The 18,300-nt window shown below is 68.9% G+C and carries 23 protein-coding genes and 1 riboswitch; of the genes, 17 read left to right on the top strand and 6 right to left on the bottom strand.

The window, feature by feature from the left end; genetic code table 11:
- The first annotated feature begins 10 nt into the window (after positions 1-10).
- The 10 genes from ABTZ59_RS27195 (at position 11) to ABTZ59_RS27150 (ending at position 10,345) form a co-directional block, all read left to right on the top strand.
- Complete coding sequence (locus ABTZ59_RS27195; protein ID WP_351418406.1) at positions 11-622, top strand: hypothetical protein; 612 nt, start codon at positions 11-13, stop codon at positions 620-622.
- A 185-nt stretch (positions 623-807) separates the two neighbouring features.
- Positions 808-1,473 (top strand): SurA N-terminal domain-containing protein, encoded by a 666-nt coding sequence (locus ABTZ59_RS27190; RefSeq protein ID WP_351418401.1) that lies wholly within the window; start codon positions 808-810, stop codon positions 1,471-1,473.
- Between the two features lie 127 nt (positions 1,474-1,600).
- A complete protein-coding gene (locus tag ABTZ59_RS27185; protein ID WP_351418392.1) occupies positions 1,601-2,608 on the top strand; it encodes a nucleoside triphosphate pyrophosphohydrolase in 1,008 nt (335 codons plus the stop codon).
- Between the two features lie 134 nt (positions 2,609-2,742).
- Positions 2,743-4,008: a cytochrome P450 family protein gene (locus ABTZ59_RS27180; protein ID WP_351418387.1), complete on the top strand. Its 1,266-nt coding sequence runs from the start codon at positions 2,743-2,745 to the stop codon at positions 4,006-4,008.
- Positions 4,009-4,154: 146 nt separating this feature from the next.
- Positions 4,155-5,147, top strand: a complete 993-nt coding sequence (locus ABTZ59_RS27175) for a transglycosylase family protein (RefSeq protein WP_351418383.1) — start codon at positions 4,155-4,157, stop codon at positions 5,145-5,147.
- Between the two features lie 264 nt (positions 5,148-5,411).
- Positions 5,412-5,588: riboswitch (cyclic di-AMP (ydaO/yuaA leader) on the top strand.
- Between the two features lie 4 nt (positions 5,589-5,592).
- Entirely contained in the window at positions 5,593-6,306 is a 714-nt protein-coding gene (locus tag ABTZ59_RS27170) for a transglycosylase family protein (RefSeq protein WP_351418380.1), read from the top strand.
- Between the two features lie 440 nt (positions 6,307-6,746).
- Positions 6,747-8,042, top strand: coding sequence for a phosphopyruvate hydratase (eno, locus tag ABTZ59_RS27165; RefSeq protein WP_351418375.1), 1,296 nt, complete (start codon positions 6,747-6,749; stop codon positions 8,040-8,042).
- A gap of 147 nt (positions 8,043-8,189) precedes the next feature.
- Positions 8,190-8,663, top strand: coding sequence for an FtsB family cell division protein (locus ABTZ59_RS27160; protein ID WP_351418358.1), 474 nt, complete (start codon positions 8,190-8,192; stop codon positions 8,661-8,663).
- Positions 8,664-8,795: 132 nt separating this feature from the next.
- Entirely contained in the window at positions 8,796-9,413 is a 618-nt protein-coding gene (locus ABTZ59_RS27155) for a DUF501 domain-containing protein (RefSeq protein ID WP_351418351.1), read from the top strand.
- Entirely contained in the window at positions 9,410-10,345 is a 936-nt protein-coding gene (locus ABTZ59_RS27150) for a Ppx/GppA phosphatase family protein (RefSeq protein ID WP_351418344.1), read from the top strand. Before ABTZ59_RS27155 ends, ABTZ59_RS27150 begins: the two co-directional genes overlap by 4 nt.
- 4 nt (positions 10,346-10,349) lie before the next feature.
- Here ABTZ59_RS27150 and ABTZ59_RS27145 read toward each other — a convergent pair whose 3' ends face one another.
- The 4 genes from ABTZ59_RS27145 to ABTZ59_RS27130 all read right to left on the bottom strand — a co-directional run bounded on the left by ABTZ59_RS27145 (position 10,350) and on the right by ABTZ59_RS27130 (position 12,939).
- On the bottom strand, positions 10,350-10,619 hold the full coding sequence (locus tag ABTZ59_RS27145) for a type II toxin-antitoxin system RelE family toxin (protein ID WP_351418327.1): 270 nt from the start codon (positions 10,617-10,619) through the stop codon (positions 10,350-10,352).
- Positions 10,616-10,888 (bottom strand): type II toxin-antitoxin system Phd/YefM family antitoxin, encoded by a 273-nt coding sequence (locus tag ABTZ59_RS27140; RefSeq protein ID WP_351418313.1) that lies wholly within the window; start codon positions 10,886-10,888, stop codon positions 10,616-10,618. Before ABTZ59_RS27140 ends, ABTZ59_RS27145 begins: the two co-directional genes overlap by 4 nt.
- A 412-nt stretch (positions 10,889-11,300) precedes the next feature.
- On the bottom strand, positions 11,301-11,801 hold the full coding sequence (locus ABTZ59_RS27135) for an NUDIX hydrolase (RefSeq protein WP_351418308.1): 501 nt from the start codon (positions 11,799-11,801) through the stop codon (positions 11,301-11,303).
- A gap of 16 nt (positions 11,802-11,817) precedes the next feature.
- On the bottom strand, positions 11,818-12,939 hold the full coding sequence (locus tag ABTZ59_RS27130) for an NAD(P)-binding domain-containing protein (RefSeq protein WP_351418304.1): 1,122 nt from the start codon (positions 12,937-12,939) through the stop codon (positions 11,818-11,820).
- A 274-nt stretch (positions 12,940-13,213) separates the two neighbouring features.
- Here ABTZ59_RS27130 and ABTZ59_RS27125 point away from each other — a divergent pair, with 274 nt between their 5' ends.
- The 4 genes from ABTZ59_RS27125 (at position 13,214) to ABTZ59_RS27110 (ending at position 15,462) form a co-directional block, all read left to right on the top strand.
- Positions 13,214-13,474 (top strand): hypothetical protein, encoded by a 261-nt coding sequence (locus tag ABTZ59_RS27125; RefSeq protein WP_351418602.1) that lies wholly within the window; start codon positions 13,214-13,216, stop codon positions 13,472-13,474.
- Positions 13,446-13,973, top strand: a complete 528-nt coding sequence (locus ABTZ59_RS27120) for a DUF6879 family protein (RefSeq protein WP_351418299.1) — start codon at positions 13,446-13,448, stop codon at positions 13,971-13,973. The genes ABTZ59_RS27125 and ABTZ59_RS27120 overlap by 29 nt, the downstream gene beginning before the upstream one ends.
- Positions 13,974-13,996: 23 nt before the next feature.
- Positions 13,997-14,848: a helix-turn-helix domain-containing protein gene (locus tag ABTZ59_RS27115; RefSeq protein ID WP_351418294.1), complete on the top strand. Its 852-nt coding sequence runs from the start codon at positions 13,997-13,999 to the stop codon at positions 14,846-14,848.
- Between the two features lie 269 nt (positions 14,849-15,117).
- Positions 15,118-15,462, top strand: a complete 345-nt coding sequence (locus ABTZ59_RS27110) for a cupin domain-containing protein (RefSeq protein ID WP_351418289.1) — start codon at positions 15,118-15,120, stop codon at positions 15,460-15,462.
- Here ABTZ59_RS27110 and ABTZ59_RS27105 read toward each other — a convergent pair.
- Positions 15,438-15,671: a DUF397 domain-containing protein gene (locus ABTZ59_RS27105; protein WP_351418285.1), complete on the bottom strand. Its 234-nt coding sequence runs from the start codon at positions 15,669-15,671 to the stop codon at positions 15,438-15,440. The genes ABTZ59_RS27110 and ABTZ59_RS27105 overlap by 25 nt on opposite strands.
- Positions 15,668-16,501, bottom strand: a complete 834-nt coding sequence (locus tag ABTZ59_RS27100; RefSeq protein ID WP_351418280.1) for a helix-turn-helix domain-containing protein — start codon at positions 16,499-16,501, stop codon at positions 15,668-15,670. Before ABTZ59_RS27100 ends, ABTZ59_RS27105 begins: the two co-directional genes overlap by 4 nt.
- A gap of 181 nt (positions 16,502-16,682) precedes the next feature.
- On the opposite strand from ABTZ59_RS27100, the gene ABTZ59_RS27095 reads away from it, so the two are divergent.
- Genes ABTZ59_RS27095 through ABTZ59_RS27085 form a run of 3 tightly spaced genes read left to right on the top strand, consistent with a single transcriptional unit; the run spans position 16,683 to position 17,219 of the window.
- Positions 16,683-16,829 (top strand): hypothetical protein, encoded by a 147-nt coding sequence (locus ABTZ59_RS27095; RefSeq protein WP_351418275.1) that lies wholly within the window; start codon positions 16,683-16,685, stop codon positions 16,827-16,829.
- Positions 16,819-17,031 (top strand): hypothetical protein, encoded by a 213-nt coding sequence (locus ABTZ59_RS27090; RefSeq protein WP_351418270.1) that lies wholly within the window; start codon positions 16,819-16,821, stop codon positions 17,029-17,031. The genes ABTZ59_RS27095 and ABTZ59_RS27090 overlap by 11 nt, the downstream gene beginning before the upstream one ends.
- On the top strand, positions 17,028-17,219 hold the full coding sequence (locus tag ABTZ59_RS27085; RefSeq protein ID WP_351418267.1) for a hypothetical protein: 192 nt from the start codon (positions 17,028-17,030) through the stop codon (positions 17,217-17,219). The genes ABTZ59_RS27090 and ABTZ59_RS27085 overlap by 4 nt, the downstream gene beginning before the upstream one ends.
- Positions 17,220-18,300: the final 1,081 nt, after the last annotated feature.

Raw genomic sequence — 18,300 nt, 5'->3', positions numbered from 1 at the left:
GGGGCGGGGCGTGGTGGGTGAATTGCACCCAGAGCTTCTGGGCAAGTTCTCCGATGCCGGATTCAGGGTTCATGAAGTGATCGGAACCCGCGACGACCTCGCCCCGGTTCTCGTGGCCCGGTATGTGACGCAGTTGCATGCGGACGAGGGGCGGCGGGACGTCATCATCGATCATGCCGAGCAGGACCTTCACTCCAAGATCAATGAGGAGTGGGAGAGGACGGCTCGGGAATGCGGTCTGTTCTCGATGGCGGGGGACGGGTGGCCCGAATTCCTGGTCGGCGTGGACGTTTCCGTCGATATGCCGGACGAGTCGGAATTCAAGGCGTACCGCTGGGTGCGCGTATCGCTTTCCGACGGGTGGGACGTCGCAGGGGCCGGCTGCGAGAGTGGGCTCCTCGGGTCCGGCCGGGACAATCCGACGTTCGTGATGATGTCAGTGACCGGGGATGTGGTGATGGTTGCCGGATACTGGCAGATCGGTATTGGATTCTCCGTGGCATCCCATCCTGAGCGGATTTTGAAGCTGAGGGAGCATGCGCGGCGCATCGCATCCTATGAGCACATCGAGAGTGCGCAACGCGATTGGGCCGAGCGCTGGGTGATGAACGTGAACGCGTGAAGGCGCGGACCATTGCCCCCGCTCCGGGCACCGGGAGCCCCCCGGCCCGTCGCCTTCGCGGATCGCGCACCCCGATCCGCCCGTGAATCGTTGGTCGAACCAGTGGCCCAGACCACGTCCACTGCCTACCATCGATCTCTGCAAGGCCTTGTGCATCGCCGCACAATCACGCCGGGAGGCCCCCTTTGCACCGCCGTCGTCGCACCGCGCTCTCCGTCTCCGTCGCGCTTCTCGCCGCGGCCCCACTCCTCACCGCCTGCGGCAACGAAGCCCACCCCGGAGCCGCGGCCGTCGTCGGCGGGCAGCGGATCGAGGTGTCCGCGCTCCAGGCCCAGGTACGGGACGTACGGGACGCGCAGCGCACCGCGCCCGAGGCCGAGGCCGAGGAGCTGATCAAGAACACCGGGCAGCTCAGCCAGGCCAAGCTGAACAGCATGATCTTCGACCGGGTGCTGGAGAAGGCCGCGGGCAACGCCGGGGTCACGATCAGCCGCAAGGAGATCCAGACCACCCGGCAGCAGGCAGCCGCCCAGTCCGGCGGCGAGGCGCAGTTCGCCGCGATGCTGCTCCAGCAGGGCGCGCTCGCCCCGGACCAGATCGAGTCGGCGATCCGCCGCGAGGTGCTGCTGACCAAGCTGGCCGTGGCGCTCGGCGCCAACACCACGACGCCGCAGGGCCAGCAGACGGTCCTCGCCGAGCTGACGAAGACCTCCGAGAAACTCGGTATCGACGTCAATCCGCGCTACGGCAGCTGGGACAACCAGCAGGTCAGGCTGGGCGAGGCCAAGACGCCGTGGATCACCCAGCTCACCAGCGAGGCACCGGACCAGGAGCAGCCGGCCGGAGCCTGATCGGAAACGGCCGGGCGGGGGCGCCCGGCCTCGGCCCGCGCCCGGCTTCGGCCCGCAGGCGGCCTCGGCCCGCAGGCGGCCTCGGCCCGCGGGCGGGGCGGCCGGCGGCCGGAGGTAGGTTCGAGAGGTGACAGACGAAGCTCCCGCCACCCCCGGCCGTATCGTCCTGCTGACCGCCAGCCACCGGGTCGCCCCCGGGCTGCTGTCCTGGCCCGCCTGGCAGCTGCTGCGTGCCGCCGACGCGGTGCTGTGCGCCGACCCCGGCCATCCGCAGCTGCCCTATCTGCGCGAGGCGGGCATCACCGTCGAGCAGGCCGCGCCCACCGCGCGGGAGCTGGTCGACGCCTGCGCGGGCGGCCGTACGGTCGTGGTCATCCCCTCCGGCGAGGGCGACGGCACCGACGCCCGGCTGACCGACGGCCTCGCGCGGCTGGCGGGCTCCGGCCGGGTCCCGATGCCCGACCTGGAGCTGCTTCCCGGCTCGTACGACCTGCCGGGCGCCCGGCTGCTCGACCTCGTCCAGGTCATGGACCGGATCCGCGTCGAGTGCCCGTGGTCATCGACCCAGACGCACCAGGGTCTCGCCAAGTACGCCATCGAGGAGGCGTACGAACTCGTCGAGGCGATCGAGGAGGGCGACGCCGTCGAACTGCGCGAGGAGCTGGGGGACGTACTGCTCCAGGTCGTCTTCCACGCCCGTATCGCGGAGGAGCGTGCCGTGGCGGAGGAGGGAGAGGAGGACGCCGGGCCGTTCTCCATCGACGACGTCGCCGGCACGATCGTGGAGAAGCTCATCCATCGCCACCCCCATGTCTTCGGCGACGAGACGGCCGAGACCCCCGAGGACGTCAAAACCCACTGGCTCCGGATGAAAGCGGTCGAGAAGCAGCGCGACTCGGTCACCGACGGAGTCCCCCTGGGCCAGCCCGGCCTCGCCCTCGCCGCGAAACTCGCGGGCCGCACCCGCACGGCCGGCCTCGACGTCCCGCTCCCGAAGGCCGACGGCGTCGGCTACGAACTACTGGCCCTGGCGGTACGCGCGGAAGAGGCCGGCGTCGACCCGGAGGCGGCACTGCGCGCGGCGGCCCGCGTATACCGGGACGCGATCCGCACGGCGGAGGGCCACGCCGTATAGCCGCACGGCCCGGGGCCGGGCCGTACAGCCCGAACGGCCGCCGAGGGTGGTGGTACGGCGTCGTCGGTCCGTTCCCCGGCGGCCCGTACCCCGGCGGTCCGTTCCCCGGCGACGCCGACGGTTACTGTCGGGGGATGCGTCACCAGCCCGCCCCCATATCCCCGGCCGCGCCCGCTCCCGCGCTGTTCACCTGGGAGTTCGCCACCGATCCGTATCCCGCCTACGCCTGGTTGCGCGAGCATTCGCCCGTGCACAGGACCGCGCTGCCCAGTGGCGTGGAGGCGTGGCTCGTGACGCGGTATGTGGATGCCAGGCAGGCCCTCGCCGACGCGCGGCTCTCCAAGAACCCCGCGCATCACGCCGAGCCCGCGCACGCCAAGGGGAAGACGGGCATACCCGGTGAGCGCAAGGCCGAGCTGATGACACATCTGCTCAATATCGATCCGCCCGACCACACTCGGCTGCGCCGGCTCGTGTCCAAGGCGTTCACGCCCCGTCGCGTGGCCGAATTCGCGCCGCGCGTACAGGAATTGACCGACCGGCTCATCGACGGCTTCGCCGCGAGGGGCGAGGCGGACCTGATTCATGACTTCGCGTTCCCGCTCCCCATCTACGCGATCTGTGACCTGCTCGGGGTGCCGCGCGAGGACCAGGACGACTTCCGCGACTGGGCGGGGATGATGATCCGGCACGCCGGCGGACCACGCGGCGGAGTCGGGCGCTCGGTCAAGAAGATGCGCGGCTATCTCGCCGACCTCATCCACCGTAAGAGGGCCGATCCCGGCGACGATCTGATCTCCGGACTCATCCGGGCCGGCGACCACGGGGAACATCTCACCGAGAACGAGGCCGCGGCGATGGCCTTCATCATCCTGTTCGCCGGTTTCGAGACGACCGTGAACCTGATCGGGAACGGCATGTTCGCCCTGCTGCGCCATCCCGAGCAGCGCGCGCTGCTCCAGCGTTCGCTCCGGGCGGGGGAGACCGGACTGCTCGCGACAGGGGTCGAGGAACTGCTGCGGTACGACGGTCCCGTGGAGCTGGCCACCTGGCGGTACGCGACCGAGCCCCTGACGCTCGGCGGACAGCTGATCGCGGCGGGCGATCCGGTGCTGGTCGTCCTCGCCGCCGCCGACCGTGACCCCGAGCGCTTCGCGGATCCGGACACGCTCGACCTCTCCCGGCGTGACAATCAGCACCTCGGATACGGACACGGCATCCACTACTGCCTCGGCGCACCGCTCGCCCGGGTGGAGGGGCAGACCGCGCTCGCCACCCTGCTGACCCGGCTGCCCGATGTGCGGCTTGCGGGAGATCCTGCCGATTTGCGCTGGCGCGGAGGGCTCATCATGCGTGGATTGCGCACGCTTCCGGTGCAGTTCACGCCATTGTCCGACTGACGATTTCTGACGGACCGTCAAGACTGTGACTTTCGCGTGATCTCCGCTGCATCGACTTGTGACAGGAGTTCGAGTACCGCTACGTTCTCGAAAACTCAGCCGCCACACGCACCAGTCGAAACATCAGTCACACGGAAGGCAATCACATGCGCTCCGGGAACGGCCGACACCGTCGACCTCGCCAGGCCCCCGCCCTGATCGTCGCGGCAGGGGTGACCGGCTCGGCGATCGCCATTCCGCTGCTCGGTGCCGCCGGTGCCAGTGCGGCGGACGCGTCCACCTGGGACCGTGTCGCCGAGTGCGAGAGCGGCGGCATGTGGAGCGCGGACCTCGGCAACGACTTCTTCGGCGGACTCCAGATCTCCCAGGAGACCTGGGACGACTTCGGCGGCGCCGAGTACGCGGCCAGAGCCGACCTCGCCAGCCGCTCGCAGCAGATCGCGATAGCCGAGAGGATCCTCGAAGCGCAGGGGCCGCGGGCGTGGGCCAGTTGCGCCGCGGTCGCCGGGCTGACGGAGGGCAGTCCCGCGCCGCGCGTGGATCCCGGTACGACGCCGGGGACGGCGACGGAGGCGACGCCGGAGAAGACATCTGAGGCGACTCCTGAGCCGTCCGGGACATCCGGGAAGGCCGGGTCCCCGTCGGACGGCTCCTCGGCCTCGCCGGACGCCTCGGCCTCCAACGGTGACGGTACGAAGGAGCCCGCTCCCGCCGAGTCCTCCGGCTCCGCCGGGTCCGCCGGGTCCGGTCAGGGCGCCGCCAAGGGCAAGCACCGCGGCGACGCGGCCCCGGACGACTCCGCACCGGGCAATTCGGGCGAAGAGCGTGAATCCGGCCGTCATGCCTCGCGCGGTGACGGATCGACACGTAACGCCAACGCCGCGGCGGATGGCGCGACGAGTGGTGCGACGGGCGGCCCGGCGGATGGTTCGGCGGGCGGCTCCGCGGGCGAAACGGAAGGCGCGGGCGCGCTGGATGGTGAGTACACCGTCCGCGCCGGTGACTGTCTTTGGCTCATCGCCGACGAGCGCGAGGTGCCCGGCGGGTGGTCCGCGATCTACGAGGCGAACAAGGACACCGTCGGCGCCGACCCTGACCTGATCTTCCCTGGCCAGACCCTTGATCTGGGCGTGAAGTAGAGGCAGTTAGAGGCCCTATGTCCACTTCTGCGAAAGTGAGACAAGGGTCTCTTCGCCGCAACTGGGGCCTTTTGCTCCGGCGGTTGGGTCGTTTCGTCTCTCACCTGCGTAAATGGGGTCATCCAAGGGGGAGGTAAGGGCGATTTTTCCTTGATGTTCTCCTTTGAACAATGGGCGGACCTGTGATTACGGTCTGAACCGCTCGCACCGCGGGCCCCGTCGACCGTCACGCCGAATCCTGCCGTCGGTCGGGGGGAGCAACCGACGCGTCATGCGCCGTAGGCAGGAGCGGGGGACCCAAAGGTTCGCGCCGGGCTCCGGCCGTCGACAGACGACCGAGGACCGGCTTGGGGTGAAGCCGTGTGCGACAGAGCACACGGCCGGGCAACTCACTTGGCCCGAACCCGACAGCTGACCTCGTAGGCGTCGGTGAGGGAGATGTTCCATGCTGCTGCGTTCCAGCAAGGGCAAGCACCGCCGCCCGTCGAAGGCCGTCCGCTATGCCACGCTCGCCGGGGTCACCGGCGCAGCCGTCGCCGCCCCGCTGATCGGTGCGACCTCGGCCTCCGCCGCGACCGCCGCAGAGTGGGACCAGGTCGCGCAGTGCGAGTCCGGAGGCAACTGGTCGATCAACACGGACAACGGCTTCTACGGCGGCCTCCAGTTCACGCCGTCCACCTGGGCCGCTTACGGCGGTACCGCGTATGCCGCCCGCGCCGACCAGGCCAGCAAGTCCCAGCAGATCGCCGTCGCCGAGAAGGTCCTCGCCGGCCAGGGCAAGGGCGCGTGGCCGAACTGCGGCGTGGGCCTGTCCAGGGCCGCGTACGACGGCGGCTCCGCCACCGAGAGCACCCAGCCCAGCCGGCCCACCCAGAAGAAGTCGCAGCCGACGCAGCGGCAGGCCCCCAAGCAGCAGGCGCAGCCGAAGCAGCAGGAGACCACGCGCGGCGCGGCCCAGCCGGCCTCGCGCGGCGAGAGCCGTCCCACCACGATCAAGAAGGGTGACGGCGAGTACAAGGTCAAGCCCGGTGACTCCCTCTCCAAGATCGCCAAGGCCGAGGACGTCGAGGGTGGCTGGCAGAAGCTGTACGACCTGAACAAGGACATCGTCAGCGACGCCGACGTGATCTACCCGGGCCAGCAGCTCCACCTGAGCTGACCCACCCGGCCTCGTCCGGGCCGTATCCGGAACCGGGACCGCTCTCCCCTCGGGACCGTCCCCAGCGGAGCCCCCGGGGACCGTCTCCACCGGAGTCTCCGGGGACCGTCCCCAGCGGAGCCCCCCCGGTCAGTCCCCACCGGAGCCCCTCGGGACCGTCCCCACCCGAGACCGCCCCGGCCCGGCGCGTAATCCCCCGTACGCGCCGGGCCGGGGTTTCGCCTGTGGCCCCCGCTCACCCGCGGACGCGGCTCCCGCTCACCCGCGGACCCGGCGCCACCCTCCCGCGTACCCGGCCCCCGCGGGCTCCGGCGTGGGGGAATCGGGCCCCATTCCGTCTTAGGTGGCGGGCACCGGCCGACCGATGACCCCGCGCCGGATAGTCTCGTGTCGCAAGGCCAATGAGACCCTGCACTCCAAGCGTCACATCCCAGAAGGAGATGCTCGTGCCGTCCATCGACGTCGTCGTAGCCCGGGAAATCCTCGACTCCCGAGGCAACCCCACGGTCGAGGTCGAGGTCGGCCTCGACGACGGCAGCACGGGTCGTGCTGCTGTCCCCTCCGGTGCCTCCACCGGTGCGTTCGAGGCCCTTGAGCTCCGCGACGGTGACCAGAACCGCTACCAGGGCAAGGGCGTCGAGAAGGCCGTCCTCGCCGTCATCGAGCAGATCGGCCCTGAGCTGGTCGGGTACGACGCCACCGAGCAGCGCCTGATCGACCAGGCGATGTTCGACCTGGACGCCACCCCGGACAAGTCGTCGCTCGGCGCCAACGCCATCCTCGGCGTCTCCCTCGCCGTCGCGCACGCCGCCTCCGAGGCCTCGGACCTCCCGCTCTTCCGCTACCTCGGCGGCCCGAACGCGCACCTGCTGCCCGTTCCGATGATGAACATCCTGAACGGCGGCTCGCACGCCGACTCCAACGTGGACATCCAGGAATTCATGATCGCCCCGATCGGCGCGGAGTCCTTCTCCGAGGCCCTGCGCTGGGGTGCCGAGGTCTACCACACCCTCAAGAAGGTCCTGAAGCAGAAGGGCCTGTCCACCGGCCTCGGCGACGAGGGCGGCTTCGCGCCGAACCTGGAGTCGAACCGCGCCGCGCTCGACCTCATCCTCGAAGCGATCAAGGAGGCCGGTTACGTCCCCGGCCGCGACATCGCGCTCGCGCTCGACGTCGCCGCGTCCGAGTTCTACAAGGACGGGTCGTACGAGTTCGAGGGCAAGTCGCGCTCGGCGGCCGAGATGACCGAGTACTACGAGGAGCTCGTCGCCTCGTACCCGCTCGTCTCCATCGAGGACCCGCTCTTCGAGGACGACTGGGCCGGCTGGAAGGTCCTCACGGACAAGCTCGGCTCCAAGGTCCAGATCGTCGGCGACGACCTGTTCGTCACCAACCCGGAGCGCCTGGCCCGTGGCATCGAGGAGGGCTCGGCCAACGCCCTGCTCGTCAAGGTCAACCAGATCGGTTCGCTGACCGAGACCCTGGACGCCGTCGAGCTGGCCCAGCGCAACGGCTTCAAGTGCATGATGTCCCACCGCTCCGGTGAGACCGAGGACGTCACCATCGCCGACCTCGCCGTCGCCACCAACTGCGGTCAGATCAAGACCGGCGCCCCGGCCCGCTCCGAGCGCGTCGCCAAGTACAACCAGCTGCTGCGCATCGAGGAGATCCTCGACGACGCGGCGGTGTACGCGGGCCGCAGCGCGTTCCCGCGGTTTCGCTCCGCGAACCAGTAAGAACCATTAAGAGGATGCGTTCTTCCTGATCCTGTCGGTACGAGGGCGAGGGGCGGCTCCGCCCGTCGTCCGTACGTCCCCGGCCGCGGTCCCGTACCGTGTCCGGGGACGTACGTACAACAGGGGACGTAAAAGGGGAGGCGAGCCATGGCCGGGAACCGGGACCGGTTCTCCACCGCGACCAGGCTGCGACTGCTCGGCGAGCAGACGGCCGCCCGGGTCTACCGCTCGCAGAACCGCAGGCAGGACCGCCGCTCCCGGCTCACCGGCCGGGCCGCTTTCCTCGCCCTGGTCGTGTGCACACTGGTGGTGGCGCTCGCGTATCCGATGCGGCAGTACGTGTCGCAGCGGAACGAGATCGCCGACCAGGAGCGGCTGGCCCGCGAGGCGAAGCAGCGGGTCGAGGAGCTGCGCGACGAGAAGGCGCGGCTCCAGGACGACGCGTACATCCAGCGGCTGGCCCGGGAGCATCTGCATTACGTGATGCCTGGGGAGACCGGCTACACCGTGATCGACCCGGATGTGCGCGAGCAGCGCCGCGAGGAACGGGGGGCGACGGGTCGCCCCTGGTACTCGAATGTGCTGGACGGCGTGGACAACGCGGACCGCCAGGACAGATAGCCGGGGACGGCCCGCGACAGAGTACCGAGGACACCCAAGAACACCCGAGGCGCTCAAGAACTCCCAGAACACCTGAGAAAACCCGAGAACACCCGAGAACGCCCGAGAACCGCAGAACATACCTAGGCAGGCATGGACACGCCCCCTCCGCAGACCGAACGCACGGAACCCACCGAGGCGGACGTCGCGGCATTCGAAGAACAGCTGGGCCGCCCGCCGCGCGGGCTGCGCGCCATCGCGCACCGCTGCCCCTGCGGCCTGCCGGACGTGGTCGAGACCGCCCCGCGGCTCCCCGACGGCACCCCCTTCCCGACGACGTACTACCTCACCTGCCCGCGCGCGGCCTCGGCCATCGGCACGCTGGAGGCGAACGGCGTCATGAAGGAGATGACCGAGCGCCTCGCGACCGATCCCGAGCTGGCCGCCGCGTACCGCGCGGCCCACGAGGACTACATCGGGCGCCGTGACGCCATCGAGGTCCTGGAGGGCTTCCCGAGCGCCGGCGGCATGCCGGACCGGGTGAAGTGCCTGCATGTCCTGGTCGGCCACTCGCTGGCGGCCGGGCCCGGGGTGAACCCGCTGGGCGACGAGGCGATCGCGATGCTGCCGGAGTGGTGGGCGAAGGGCCCGTGTGTGACGCCGTGCGTGTCCGGCCCGTCCGACGGTCCGGGCCCTTCCGACGGTCCGTCCGGCGGTCCGTCCGGCGGTCCCTCCGACGGTCCGTCCCACGACGAGAGGGAGAAGGCATGACCAGGGTCGCCGCCATCGACTGCGGTACGAACTCGATCCGCCTGCTCGTCGCGGACGCGCACCCCGAGACGGGTGAACTGGTCGACCTCGACCGCCGGATGAAGATCGTCCGCCTCGGCCAGGGCGTGGACAGGACGGGCCGGCTCGCTCCCGAGGCGCTGGCACGTACCTTCGCCGCCTGCCGGGAGTACGCCGCCCTCATCAAGGAACACGGCGCCGAGCGCGTACGCTTCGTCGCCACCTCCGCCTCGCGGGACGCCGAGAACCGCGCCGAGTTCGTCAGCGGGGTCCTGGACATCCTGGGCGTGGAGCCCGAGGTGATCACCGGCGACCAGGAGGCGGCCTTCTCCTTCACCGGCGCGACGAAGGAACTGGGCCCGGCCGACGGGAACAGCTACCTGGTCGTGGACATCGGCGGCGGCTCGACCGAGTTCGTCGTCGGCGACGATCACGTGCGCGCCGCGCGCTCCGTGGACATCGGCTGCGTACGGCTGACCGAACGCCACCTCGTACGGGACGGCGTCCCCGTCGACCCGCCCACCGATACGGCCATCGCCGCGATCCGCGCCGACATCGAGGCGGCCCTCGACCTGGCCGAACAGACGGTCCCGCTGCGCGAGGCCCGCACCCTGGTCGGCCTGGCCGGTTCCGTGACCACGGTCGCCGCGATCGCGCTCGGCCTGACCGAGTACGACTCCGCCGCGATCCACCACTCCCGGATCCCGTACGACCAGGTCCAGCGCATCGCCACCCGCCTGCTCCACGCCACACACGCGGAACGCGCCGCGATCCCCGTCATGCACCCGGGCCGGGTGGACGTCATCGGCGCGGGCGCCCTCGTACTCCTCGCGATCATGGAGCGGACCGGCGCCCAGGAGGTCGTGGTCAGCGAACACGACATCCTGGACGGGATCGGATGGTCTTTGGCCTGACCGCCTACAGGTTGCGGTAAACGTCCCGGCGGTCGCCGAGCTTGACGACGAGGATGACGAGTTCACCATCGTTGATCTGGTAGGCGACCCGGTAGCTTCCGACCCGGAGCCGGTAGAGCCCGGACGGGCCGGTGAGCTTCTTGACGTCGGCGTCCTCGCGGTACGGGTCGTCACCGAGCGCGGTCAGTGCGGTCAGGATGCGCATGGCCTCGGGTCGGCTGACGGCCCGGAGCTGCCGCTGTGCCGCCGTGGTGAATCGGAAGGCGTACTTCACGCCGCTTCGCCGTCCTGCTCGGTGAACAGGTCTGCCAGCAGTTCCGCCATCGTCACTGTGGGACCGCCCTCGGCCAGGACCGCTTCGGCTTCGCGCGCCAGCATGACGTCGGCGGCTCCCTCCAGCGCTTCGAAGTCCGCGATGGGGACTACGGCTGCCACCGGAGCGCCGTTGCGCGTGATGACAGTCGGAACGCCTTCCTCGGCCCGGTTGATGTGGTCGGCGAGGTGCGCGCGGGCTTCCCGTACGGTCACGGTGTTCTCAGTCATGAGACTAGTGTACGCGCTCACGTGTACACGCGACCCGGTTCGGGAGTCGCGTTCGTGAGCGATGCTCGACGTGATCGCGTGGGCGGCGGCGGAGGAGATCCACGCCGCCGGTAACGACGACTGACCTGCGGTGATGCCCTGACGCACAGCGGCCCCGATGCCTCTGCGGCTAGGTCCTGTCCGGTCGATCTTCGCGGGCCCGCGACGCCTGGCACCGCACCTCGCCGCGTTGTCGTCAGTCGCCCAAGTACGTCCAGTACATAAGCGATCCTCCGCCTTGCGATGCACGGCACCAGACGCCGCGGGCTTATCCGCGAAGATCGACCGGACAGGACCTGGCGCGGCCGAGCTGCGTCCGTCAGCCGGCGCTACCTTGAGGCGTTCATTACGCGAAAGCGCAGGGGCTCAACTGTCAGCGTGTCGGCGAACTGCCATGAGCACGCCGTGACTTCCTCCCCTCGCAGCTCGACCATGTCGGCCGTCGTGCGGAACAAGAACCGGAAATCGAAGTGAAGATGCCGCGGCTCCCCCTTCCCGGATTCGCCGGGATCGTGTGTACATCAATGTGGAGAGGCAGGCCGCTGTCCGGCTCGACGCGGTCGGGAGCGATCCCTGTTTCTTCTTCCAGTTCGCGCAACGCGGCGTCTACGAGCGTCGTGTCGCACTCCTCGACGTGCCCGCCGGGCAGCAGCCACTCACGCAGGACACGGTGCTCGATGGTGAGTACGCGGCCGTCGGGGCGCAGCAGCACGGCGCCGGCTGTGACGTGGCCCCGGAACTCCTTGCGTGAGGCGATCGTGTCGCCCGCCTGGTCGAGCGTCCGGATGAGGGCTGACAGGCTGTCGTTTTCGTCAGGGTGCTCGGCGAGGTAGGCATCCACTGTTTCGCGTACGTGCTGTGCGGTGACCGGCATGGGTCGCTCCTGTCCTCTATCGGTTGAAGTAGCTGAGCCACGTGGCTGCGATGGTCGCCCGATCGTCGGCGCCCACCTCGTGCAGACCGGGTCCGAGGTCGCCGCGAGTGAGCAACTGGATTCCGGCGAGAATCTCCGCCTGCACGAGGAAGATGAAGGGTCCGACAGAGGCACCGTGCAGGAAGTTGACGGCGTTACCTCCGTTGAGCAGGTAGAAGTAGTGGCCGGTCGTTGAGTAGCGCGTGACGTGATCGCCTTGGGGCGACCGCTGGTAGACCCTGGGCAGTGCGGCGAGGTCGACTTCGTCCTCGGACGAGGTCACGGTCGCGACGTAAGCACCGTTGCGCAGGCTCGAAAAGTCCTCGCAGCGCAGCGACACCGCGCCGGTCGCGCAGAGGACCAGACCCGCGCCGTGCAGGGCGGCGTCACGATCCCGCGCCACAATGAAGCCCTGGGAGAGCGCGTGTGTCTGCCGGACGGGGTCGACGTCGTACACAGTGACCTGTACGCCCTTGGCGTGGAGCAGGCGGGCGATGCTCGAACCGAGCTTGCCGAAACCGATCACGAGCGCGGGGCGGCCGTGCAGGATGTCGCCGCGGCCACGCATGAGGGCTTCGGCGGAGAACACGACGGACTGCCCTACGAGGAAATCCTCGGGGATCTTCAACGGGCTGCGTGCGACGGAGATCACGGGGCAGGGCAGCTTGTCGCGGTCGGCGTAGCGGCGGTGGCCGTTCTCGGTGTCCTCGACGATGCCGACGATACGCCCGGAGAAGCGGTCGCCCAGCGCGTCGAGCGAGGGGGCGAAGTAGCCGCCCACGTCCAGGAGGACGACGTCCTCGCCGGGCGCGCGCGACTCGATGTACTCGACTGCGGCGTACGCGTCTTCGAACAGGTCGCGCGTCAGGGAGTCGCACGGGATCGTCTTCTCGACCTCGCGCAGTGCGGCCGGGGCGATGGACCTCGGCTTGGGCAGCACGGCCCGCAGGGCGCTGCTCTTTCCCACTGCCTGTACGAACGATGGACGCTCGGGCAGCAGATGAGTGATCAGGAAGGACGACGGGCGCTCGACCGGTGCGAAGTGGTCGGCGATGCGCGCGAAGTAGGCGTCCAACCGGGCGCGCTCGAACTGTTCCATGGACTCACTTCCTTTGACCGGGCGGTAAGGCTCCGGGTGGGTGAGGCGGCACCGCGCGTGGCAGGAGCCGCGTGTCCACTGCCGGCCCCTGCCGTCATGGATGGGGTCAGACCTTGACGGTAGAGAAGTGATGTTCGCCGCTTCCAGCAATGTGCACCAATGTTCACGCCGCGATATTTCCGCTGCCCTTCGGCTATTTGGTGCCCTTGACGCGGTGGCTCCGGAGGGTGAATGTTGTGCACATCCACGCACATCAAGAGTGCCGGAGGCAGCGATGAAATTACGGTTCATCGGGATCGACCCCAACACCGGTACGGGGGAGAGCCCGACCGTGTGGGTCGACGAAAGCACGGGTGAGCTGATCATTCAGGGATGGAAACCGGGGCCGGAAGTCGAAGCGGAGTGCGCCGTGTTCGAGCTGCCCGGGCACGCGATGGGCATCCCCGATCACGAGGCAGTAGTCCGGATTCCGGCCCGCATGGTGCCGCTCTTGAGGAGGGCCTGTGATGTCGCAGAAGGTACCGAGCTTCACTGAACTCCTCGACGGAGCACAGCGGACGGCCTGTCATCTGGAAATGCGCGACGCGTACGGGGTGGACAGCGAGGCCGACGACTTCGCGCGCTGGAGAGCGACGGGGCAACGCGACATCGACCCCGGCTCTCCCTACTGGGGGCCGTGGGTCGAGTTGATCCGACGCGCGGTGACGCGCGGTGTCGTGGTCCGCCGGGTCCGCATCGTCTCCGAACCGCCCAGTGATTACATCCGCTACGAGCATGCCGGAACGCCCGTCAACCTGGGGGCAGGCGAGGAGGTCCGATGGCTGCCACGCCGTCGAGCCTCGGATGTGGCGTTGCCCGGCAACGACTTCTGGCTCATCGACGGGCGGCTGATCCGCTGGAACCACTTCACCGGAAACGGGGCGTCGGCCGGCGGCGAGATGAGCGACGATCCTGCGACGGCGAAGCTGTGTGCCGACGCCTTCGAAGTGGTGTGGGAGCGCGCGGTGCCCCACGAGAACTACACGGTCAACTAACCCAAAGGTAACCACGCCCGCTCATGCCCGAGTCTCCTTCGTCCTCAGCACAGGCGGCCCGCGAGCGCGTCGCCAACCGGCTGCGAGCTCTCCGAGCCGAGGTGGGGCTCACCGGCAGTGAGCTGGCCGCGCGCTGCGGCTGGACCCATCCGAAGACGTCGCGCATCGAGAACGCGCGGACTCCCCCTTCCCCGGACGACATCCGACGGTGGTGCAATGCGTGCGACGCGCCGAATCAGGCGCCGGACATCATCGCGCAATCCCTCAATGCGGAGTCTCAGTTCGTCGAGTGGCAACGCCGGGTACGAGCCGGACTTCGGCACCTGCAAGACAGCTACGTGCGACTGTACGAATCGACCGAACTGTTTCGGGTCTACTCACCGAGCCTCATTCCGGGGCTCTTGCAGACGGAGGGGTACGCGTCTGCTCTCCTCAGCGGCAATGCCCGTCTGCTCGATGTCCCGGATGATGCGAAGCAGGCCGCGGCGGCGCGGGTCGAGCGCTCCAAGATCATCGAGAGGGCCGGGCACCGCTTTGTCCTCGTCATCGAAGAGTCCGCGCTCTACTACCAGTTGGGGGACCACGACGCCATGGCGGCACAACTCGGCTACCTGCTCACCGCCGGGGCCCTTCCGGCGGTATCACTGGGCATCATTCCGAGGGCGACGCCCGACAGGAGCCTCTTCCCGCAGGAACTGTTCCACATGTACGACGACACGCTCGTCTCAGTCGAGCTGATCTCGGCCCGAGTGACACACACGCAGCCGAGCGAGATCGCTCTGTACACAAAGGCGTTTGAGACGCTGCGGAGTATGGCGGTGTACGGGGCAGGCGCCCGTGCGCTGATCGTGCGGGCGATCGACGCGTTGCGTTGACGCGCTCCGCACGTACCACGGCCCCACATACCATGGCCGCCCGGCACACGCCGGAGCGGGGCCCAGGCAGTTCAGCGGTGATGAACTGTCCCTCGTGCGCCCGAGCGCGCGTCGAACCGGTGTGGGAGGACGAAGACCATGTGGGACGCCGACAACAAGAGCACGGCAAGCAAGGGGGGATCAGGCAGCCCCAGCGAGCGCGAGGCCAGTGCCGGTACAGGGGACATGGTCGACGGGATCGCGTGGGCGGCGGCCATCGGATGAAGGACATGCATGAGTTCCTCGACGCGGCGGACCTGCCGTGGAGGGACGTCGACGGGCAGCCCGGCGTCACGGAACGGGTGCTCAGCACGGCCCCGGGCGACGCGGGAGAGCTGACTCGTCTCGCGCGCTGGGCCCCGGGACTGGACACCTCCGAGGCGGGGGTCATTCGGCACGAGTACTACGAAGAGGTCTACCTCCTCGAAGGCGAACTGCACGATCTGACGCTGGGCGTCACATTCACGGCGGGTCACTACGCGTCGCGGCCGCCAGGGATGCCGCACGGGCCGTACCGGACGGAGACGGGCTGCACGATGCTGGAGATCCGCTACTGGCCGGCGTCGTCCGCGTAGGCGGTGGCGTGGGTGGTGGCGAAGGCCACGAAGCTGGTCCAGGCGTGGGGGGTGAGGGTGAGGTGGGGGAGATGGGGGGCTTTGCTGTCGCGGATGGGGACGAGGTTGTGGGCGTGGGCGTGGGTGGGGGACCACTCGACGCAGTTGCCGCCATCACCGTTGCTGTAGGTGGACTTGACCCACGCGGTGGGGACGGAGTTTGGGTTCACAGTTTCTCCATCTGCTTTCTCATGAAGGCAGCGCTGTCCCGTGCTGAAAGCGCCTCGCTGGTCAAGTCATCGTAGGCGCGTACGGCCGTCCGGACATGTTCAGGATCTTCGTTGATGTCCGCCGTACGGAACGCATCAACACAGACTACGGTCACATGATTTGGCGCCGTCAGGAACGTGACGGGTCCATCGATGAGCGGATGCGGTTCGGCGTCGAGTGGCAGCACCTGGAGGCGCGTGGTCTGGCGTTCTGTTTGACCCAGGAGCACCGCCAGTTGCCCGCGCATCGCGTCGCGGCTCACAATGCGACGCGCGATCACAGACGCGCACAGCACTACACGGACGTTCGGTGGAGCGTCGCCCCGTAGTTGGTCCTGCCGCGCGAGTCGTGCACGCAGAAATCCCGCGATCTCATCTTCAGTCGCCCGTGGGTTATTGGCCCGAAACAGCGCGCGGGCATACTCGGCGGTCTGAAAGAGACCGGGGATGATGGTGGGGGACCACTCCCAGATGGCGATGGCCTCGCCCTCCAGTCTCATGCGTCGCCGGTACAGGGCTGGGAACGATCGCGAGACCACCTCTTCGTACAGCCGCTTGAACAGCCCGTCCGTCTCAAAGATTTGATCAAACACAGCGGGCAAGGTGCTGGCGATCGGCGGAACTCCGCGCTCGATCCGGCTGACGGTTGACTTTGACGTACGTGCCATCTTCGCCAGGGCCGACTGCGACAACTTGCCGGCCGCTCGCAATTCACGGGCGTTGCGCAATGCGTCGCCGAATGCCTCCTGGGGACTCCTCACCGTCTCGTCAACATCGCGCTGCTCCGTCATGCGAAACCTCCTTGACCACTGACCTGAGACCCGATGTCACTCGTCGTATCCGTGCAGGTCAGGCGTGTGGAGGTACGCCAGTGAGACCAATGCACAGGTCGGACGGTGAACCGCTTCCCAACGTAGCGCGGTACGTCGCACTCTGAACACGGTTCGTAACTAATCGTAAGAAGGGTGCGACATGGTGGATCCCACCGAAGACGCGACCGAGGACTTCTGGCGACTCGTCCCGGAGTGGGTCCCGCGCGATGGCTACGCGACAGCAACCCCGGAGTTGATGCGGGAAGTTGAGGCCGGACTGATGCGGCGGTTGTCCGATGACGACTAGCGACGCACGGCGTCTTCTGTCCCTGCTGATCGCCACGTTCGGGGCGGACGGCGCGCTTCTCGTGTGGAAGGACCCGGCGGGTGGGGAGGGCGCGGAGCGAACGTCTCGCCCGGTCGGCGACGAGCCCGTCGGCGGGTCGCCCGAAGAACTCAGTGCGCGGGTGGCGGAACGCAACAAGTGGAGCAGCAGGGGTGGGGTATGAAGCGCGTACGGCGCTGGTTCACGGGCGCGCTCGCCGTCGCCTTACGGGTGGTCAGCCCACGTCGGCGGCGTGCCCACCGGGAGTACAAACGCTGGGAGGCGCTGTTCGCCTATCAGGCACCGGACGAAGTCGCCCTGTACGAGCGGATCTTCGGCTGTCCGCCGGCGGGCACGAGGGAACGCGAATGACGCGCCTCGCCGCCATCGCGGTAACCGTCGGCGCGAGCCTGTGGGTGATTGTCGTGGCCCTCATGCTGGGCCGACTGTGACGGTGTCTGCGCGGGAGTTGAGTGGGGCGGCCCGGCACCGGCAAAGCGTCTGACGGTCGGGAACGGGCTGGGCTTCATGCCCCGCTGGTGGCGGTGTGTTGTGGGGTGCGGGTGAGGACCGAGGGGTAGTCGGGGTGGGCCGGTGTGTTTGATGGCGGGTGGGGGCCGCCCCTGGGTTTCAGTTTCGCGGTTGCGGGTTGGGCGTCAAGGGCGCTCCTTCGTCGCGTCGGCAAGCCGATGGGCTGCGCCCACCCTTGACTCCCAACCCTCCACCGCAAGTGCTGCTTTGAGGGGGGCGGCCCGGGGGGAGGGGTCCCCGGGGGGGCTGGGATCGTGGGGCGGCTTCTTTCCCGGCCTGCGGGCCGGTGGGCCCTGCGGGGCTGGGCGGGAGTGGAGTGGGGCGGCCCGGCCCCGGCTCGGCGAGCTGATGCGGGTGGTTGGTGGGGACTCATGCCCCGCTGGTGACAGTCCGTTGGCGGGTGCACCCGTCAGCAGGGGTGGACGGACTCGCCACCCGCCCCCTATGTCCCAGTTTGGCGGGCCATTTCAGGGACCCCGGGCAGGTCGTGCGTCCTGGGTTCGGTTAAGTCGTCTCCACGGCACATCGCCACCCCTGACCGGCCCACTGCCGCCCCATGAGTCACACCCCTCCCTCCGCTCACGTGCCCCAGGGCGGATGTGACTGGTGAGGCGCTGAGTGGGCCTGTCTGAGGGGGGATGCGTCATGGGGCCCGGTTAACCGAACTCAGGACGCATGACCCGCCGGAGCACTCCCCAAAGCCCCTTCCAAAATGGGACATAGGGGGTGGGTGGCAGGCTCTCCGCCCCAGACAACAGGTGTCACCCGACAACGGGCCCGCACAGCGGGGCATGAGTCCCGACCACTCCCCGACCGTCAGTCGCTTTGCCGGTGCCGGGCCGCCCCACTCCACTGCCGCGCAGCCCCGCAGGGCCCACCGACCTGCGGTCGGCAACAGACCCCGACGGAAAGGAAGCCCCTC

The sequence above is a fragment of the Streptomyces sp. NPDC094034 genome, from assembly GCF_040303865.1.
Taxonomy (GTDB): Bacteria; Actinomycetota; Actinomycetes; order Streptomycetales; family Streptomycetaceae; genus Streptomyces.
Note: the sequence above shows the minus strand (reverse complement) of the source record. Positions and strands in the feature narration are given on the sequence as shown.

Bases quoted from the DNA above. Each gene is read 5' to 3' on its own strand.
- ABTZ59_RS27180 (WP_351418387.1), top strand. From the start codon at position 2,743: ATGCGTCACCAGCCCGCCCCCATATCCCCGGCCGCGCCCGCTCCCGCG.
- ABTZ59_RS27175 (WP_351418383.1), top strand. From the start codon at position 4,155: ATGCGCTCCGGGAACGGCCGACACCGTCGACCTCGCCAGGCCCCCGCC.
- ABTZ59_RS27170 (WP_351418380.1), top strand. From the start codon at position 5,593: ATGCTGCTGCGTTCCAGCAAGGGCAAGCACCGCCGCCCGTCGAAGGCC.
- eno (WP_351418375.1), top strand. From the start codon at position 6,747: ATGCTCGTGCCGTCCATCGACGTCGTCGTAGCCCGGGAAATCCTCGAC.
- ABTZ59_RS27160 (WP_351418358.1), top strand. From the start codon at position 8,190: ATGGCCGGGAACCGGGACCGGTTCTCCACCGCGACCAGGCTGCGACTG.
- ABTZ59_RS27155 (WP_351418351.1), top strand. From the start codon at position 8,796: ATGGACACGCCCCCTCCGCAGACCGAACGCACGGAACCCACCGAGGCG.
- ABTZ59_RS27150 (WP_351418344.1), top strand. From the start codon at position 9,410: ATGACCAGGGTCGCCGCCATCGACTGCGGTACGAACTCGATCCGCCTG.
- ABTZ59_RS27140 (WP_351418313.1), bottom strand. From the start codon at position 10,888: ATGACTGAGAACACCGTGACCGTACGGGAAGCCCGCGCGCACCTCGCC.
- ABTZ59_RS27135 (WP_351418308.1), bottom strand. From the start codon at position 11,801: ATGCCGGTCACCGCACAGCACGTACGCGAAACAGTGGATGCCTACCTC.
- ABTZ59_RS27130 (WP_351418304.1), bottom strand. From the start codon at position 12,939: ATGGAACAGTTCGAGCGCGCCCGGTTGGACGCCTACTTCGCGCGCATC.
- ABTZ59_RS27125 (WP_351418602.1), top strand. From the start codon at position 13,214: ATGAAATTACGGTTCATCGGGATCGACCCCAACACCGGTACGGGGGAG.
- ABTZ59_RS27120 (WP_351418299.1), top strand. From the start codon at position 13,446: ATGTCGCAGAAGGTACCGAGCTTCACTGAACTCCTCGACGGAGCACAG.
- ABTZ59_RS27115 (WP_351418294.1), top strand. From the start codon at position 13,997: ATGCCCGAGTCTCCTTCGTCCTCAGCACAGGCGGCCCGCGAGCGCGTC.
- ABTZ59_RS27110 (WP_351418289.1), top strand. From the start codon at position 15,118: ATGCATGAGTTCCTCGACGCGGCGGACCTGCCGTGGAGGGACGTCGAC.
- ABTZ59_RS27100 (WP_351418280.1), bottom strand. From the start codon at position 16,501: ATGACGGAGCAGCGCGATGTTGACGAGACGGTGAGGAGTCCCCAGGAG.
- ABTZ59_RS27095 (WP_351418275.1), top strand. From the start codon at position 16,683: ATGGTGGATCCCACCGAAGACGCGACCGAGGACTTCTGGCGACTCGTC.
- ABTZ59_RS27090 (WP_351418270.1), top strand. From the start codon at position 16,819: ATGACGACTAGCGACGCACGGCGTCTTCTGTCCCTGCTGATCGCCACG.
- ABTZ59_RS27085 (WP_351418267.1), top strand. From the start codon at position 17,028: ATGAAGCGCGTACGGCGCTGGTTCACGGGCGCGCTCGCCGTCGCCTTA.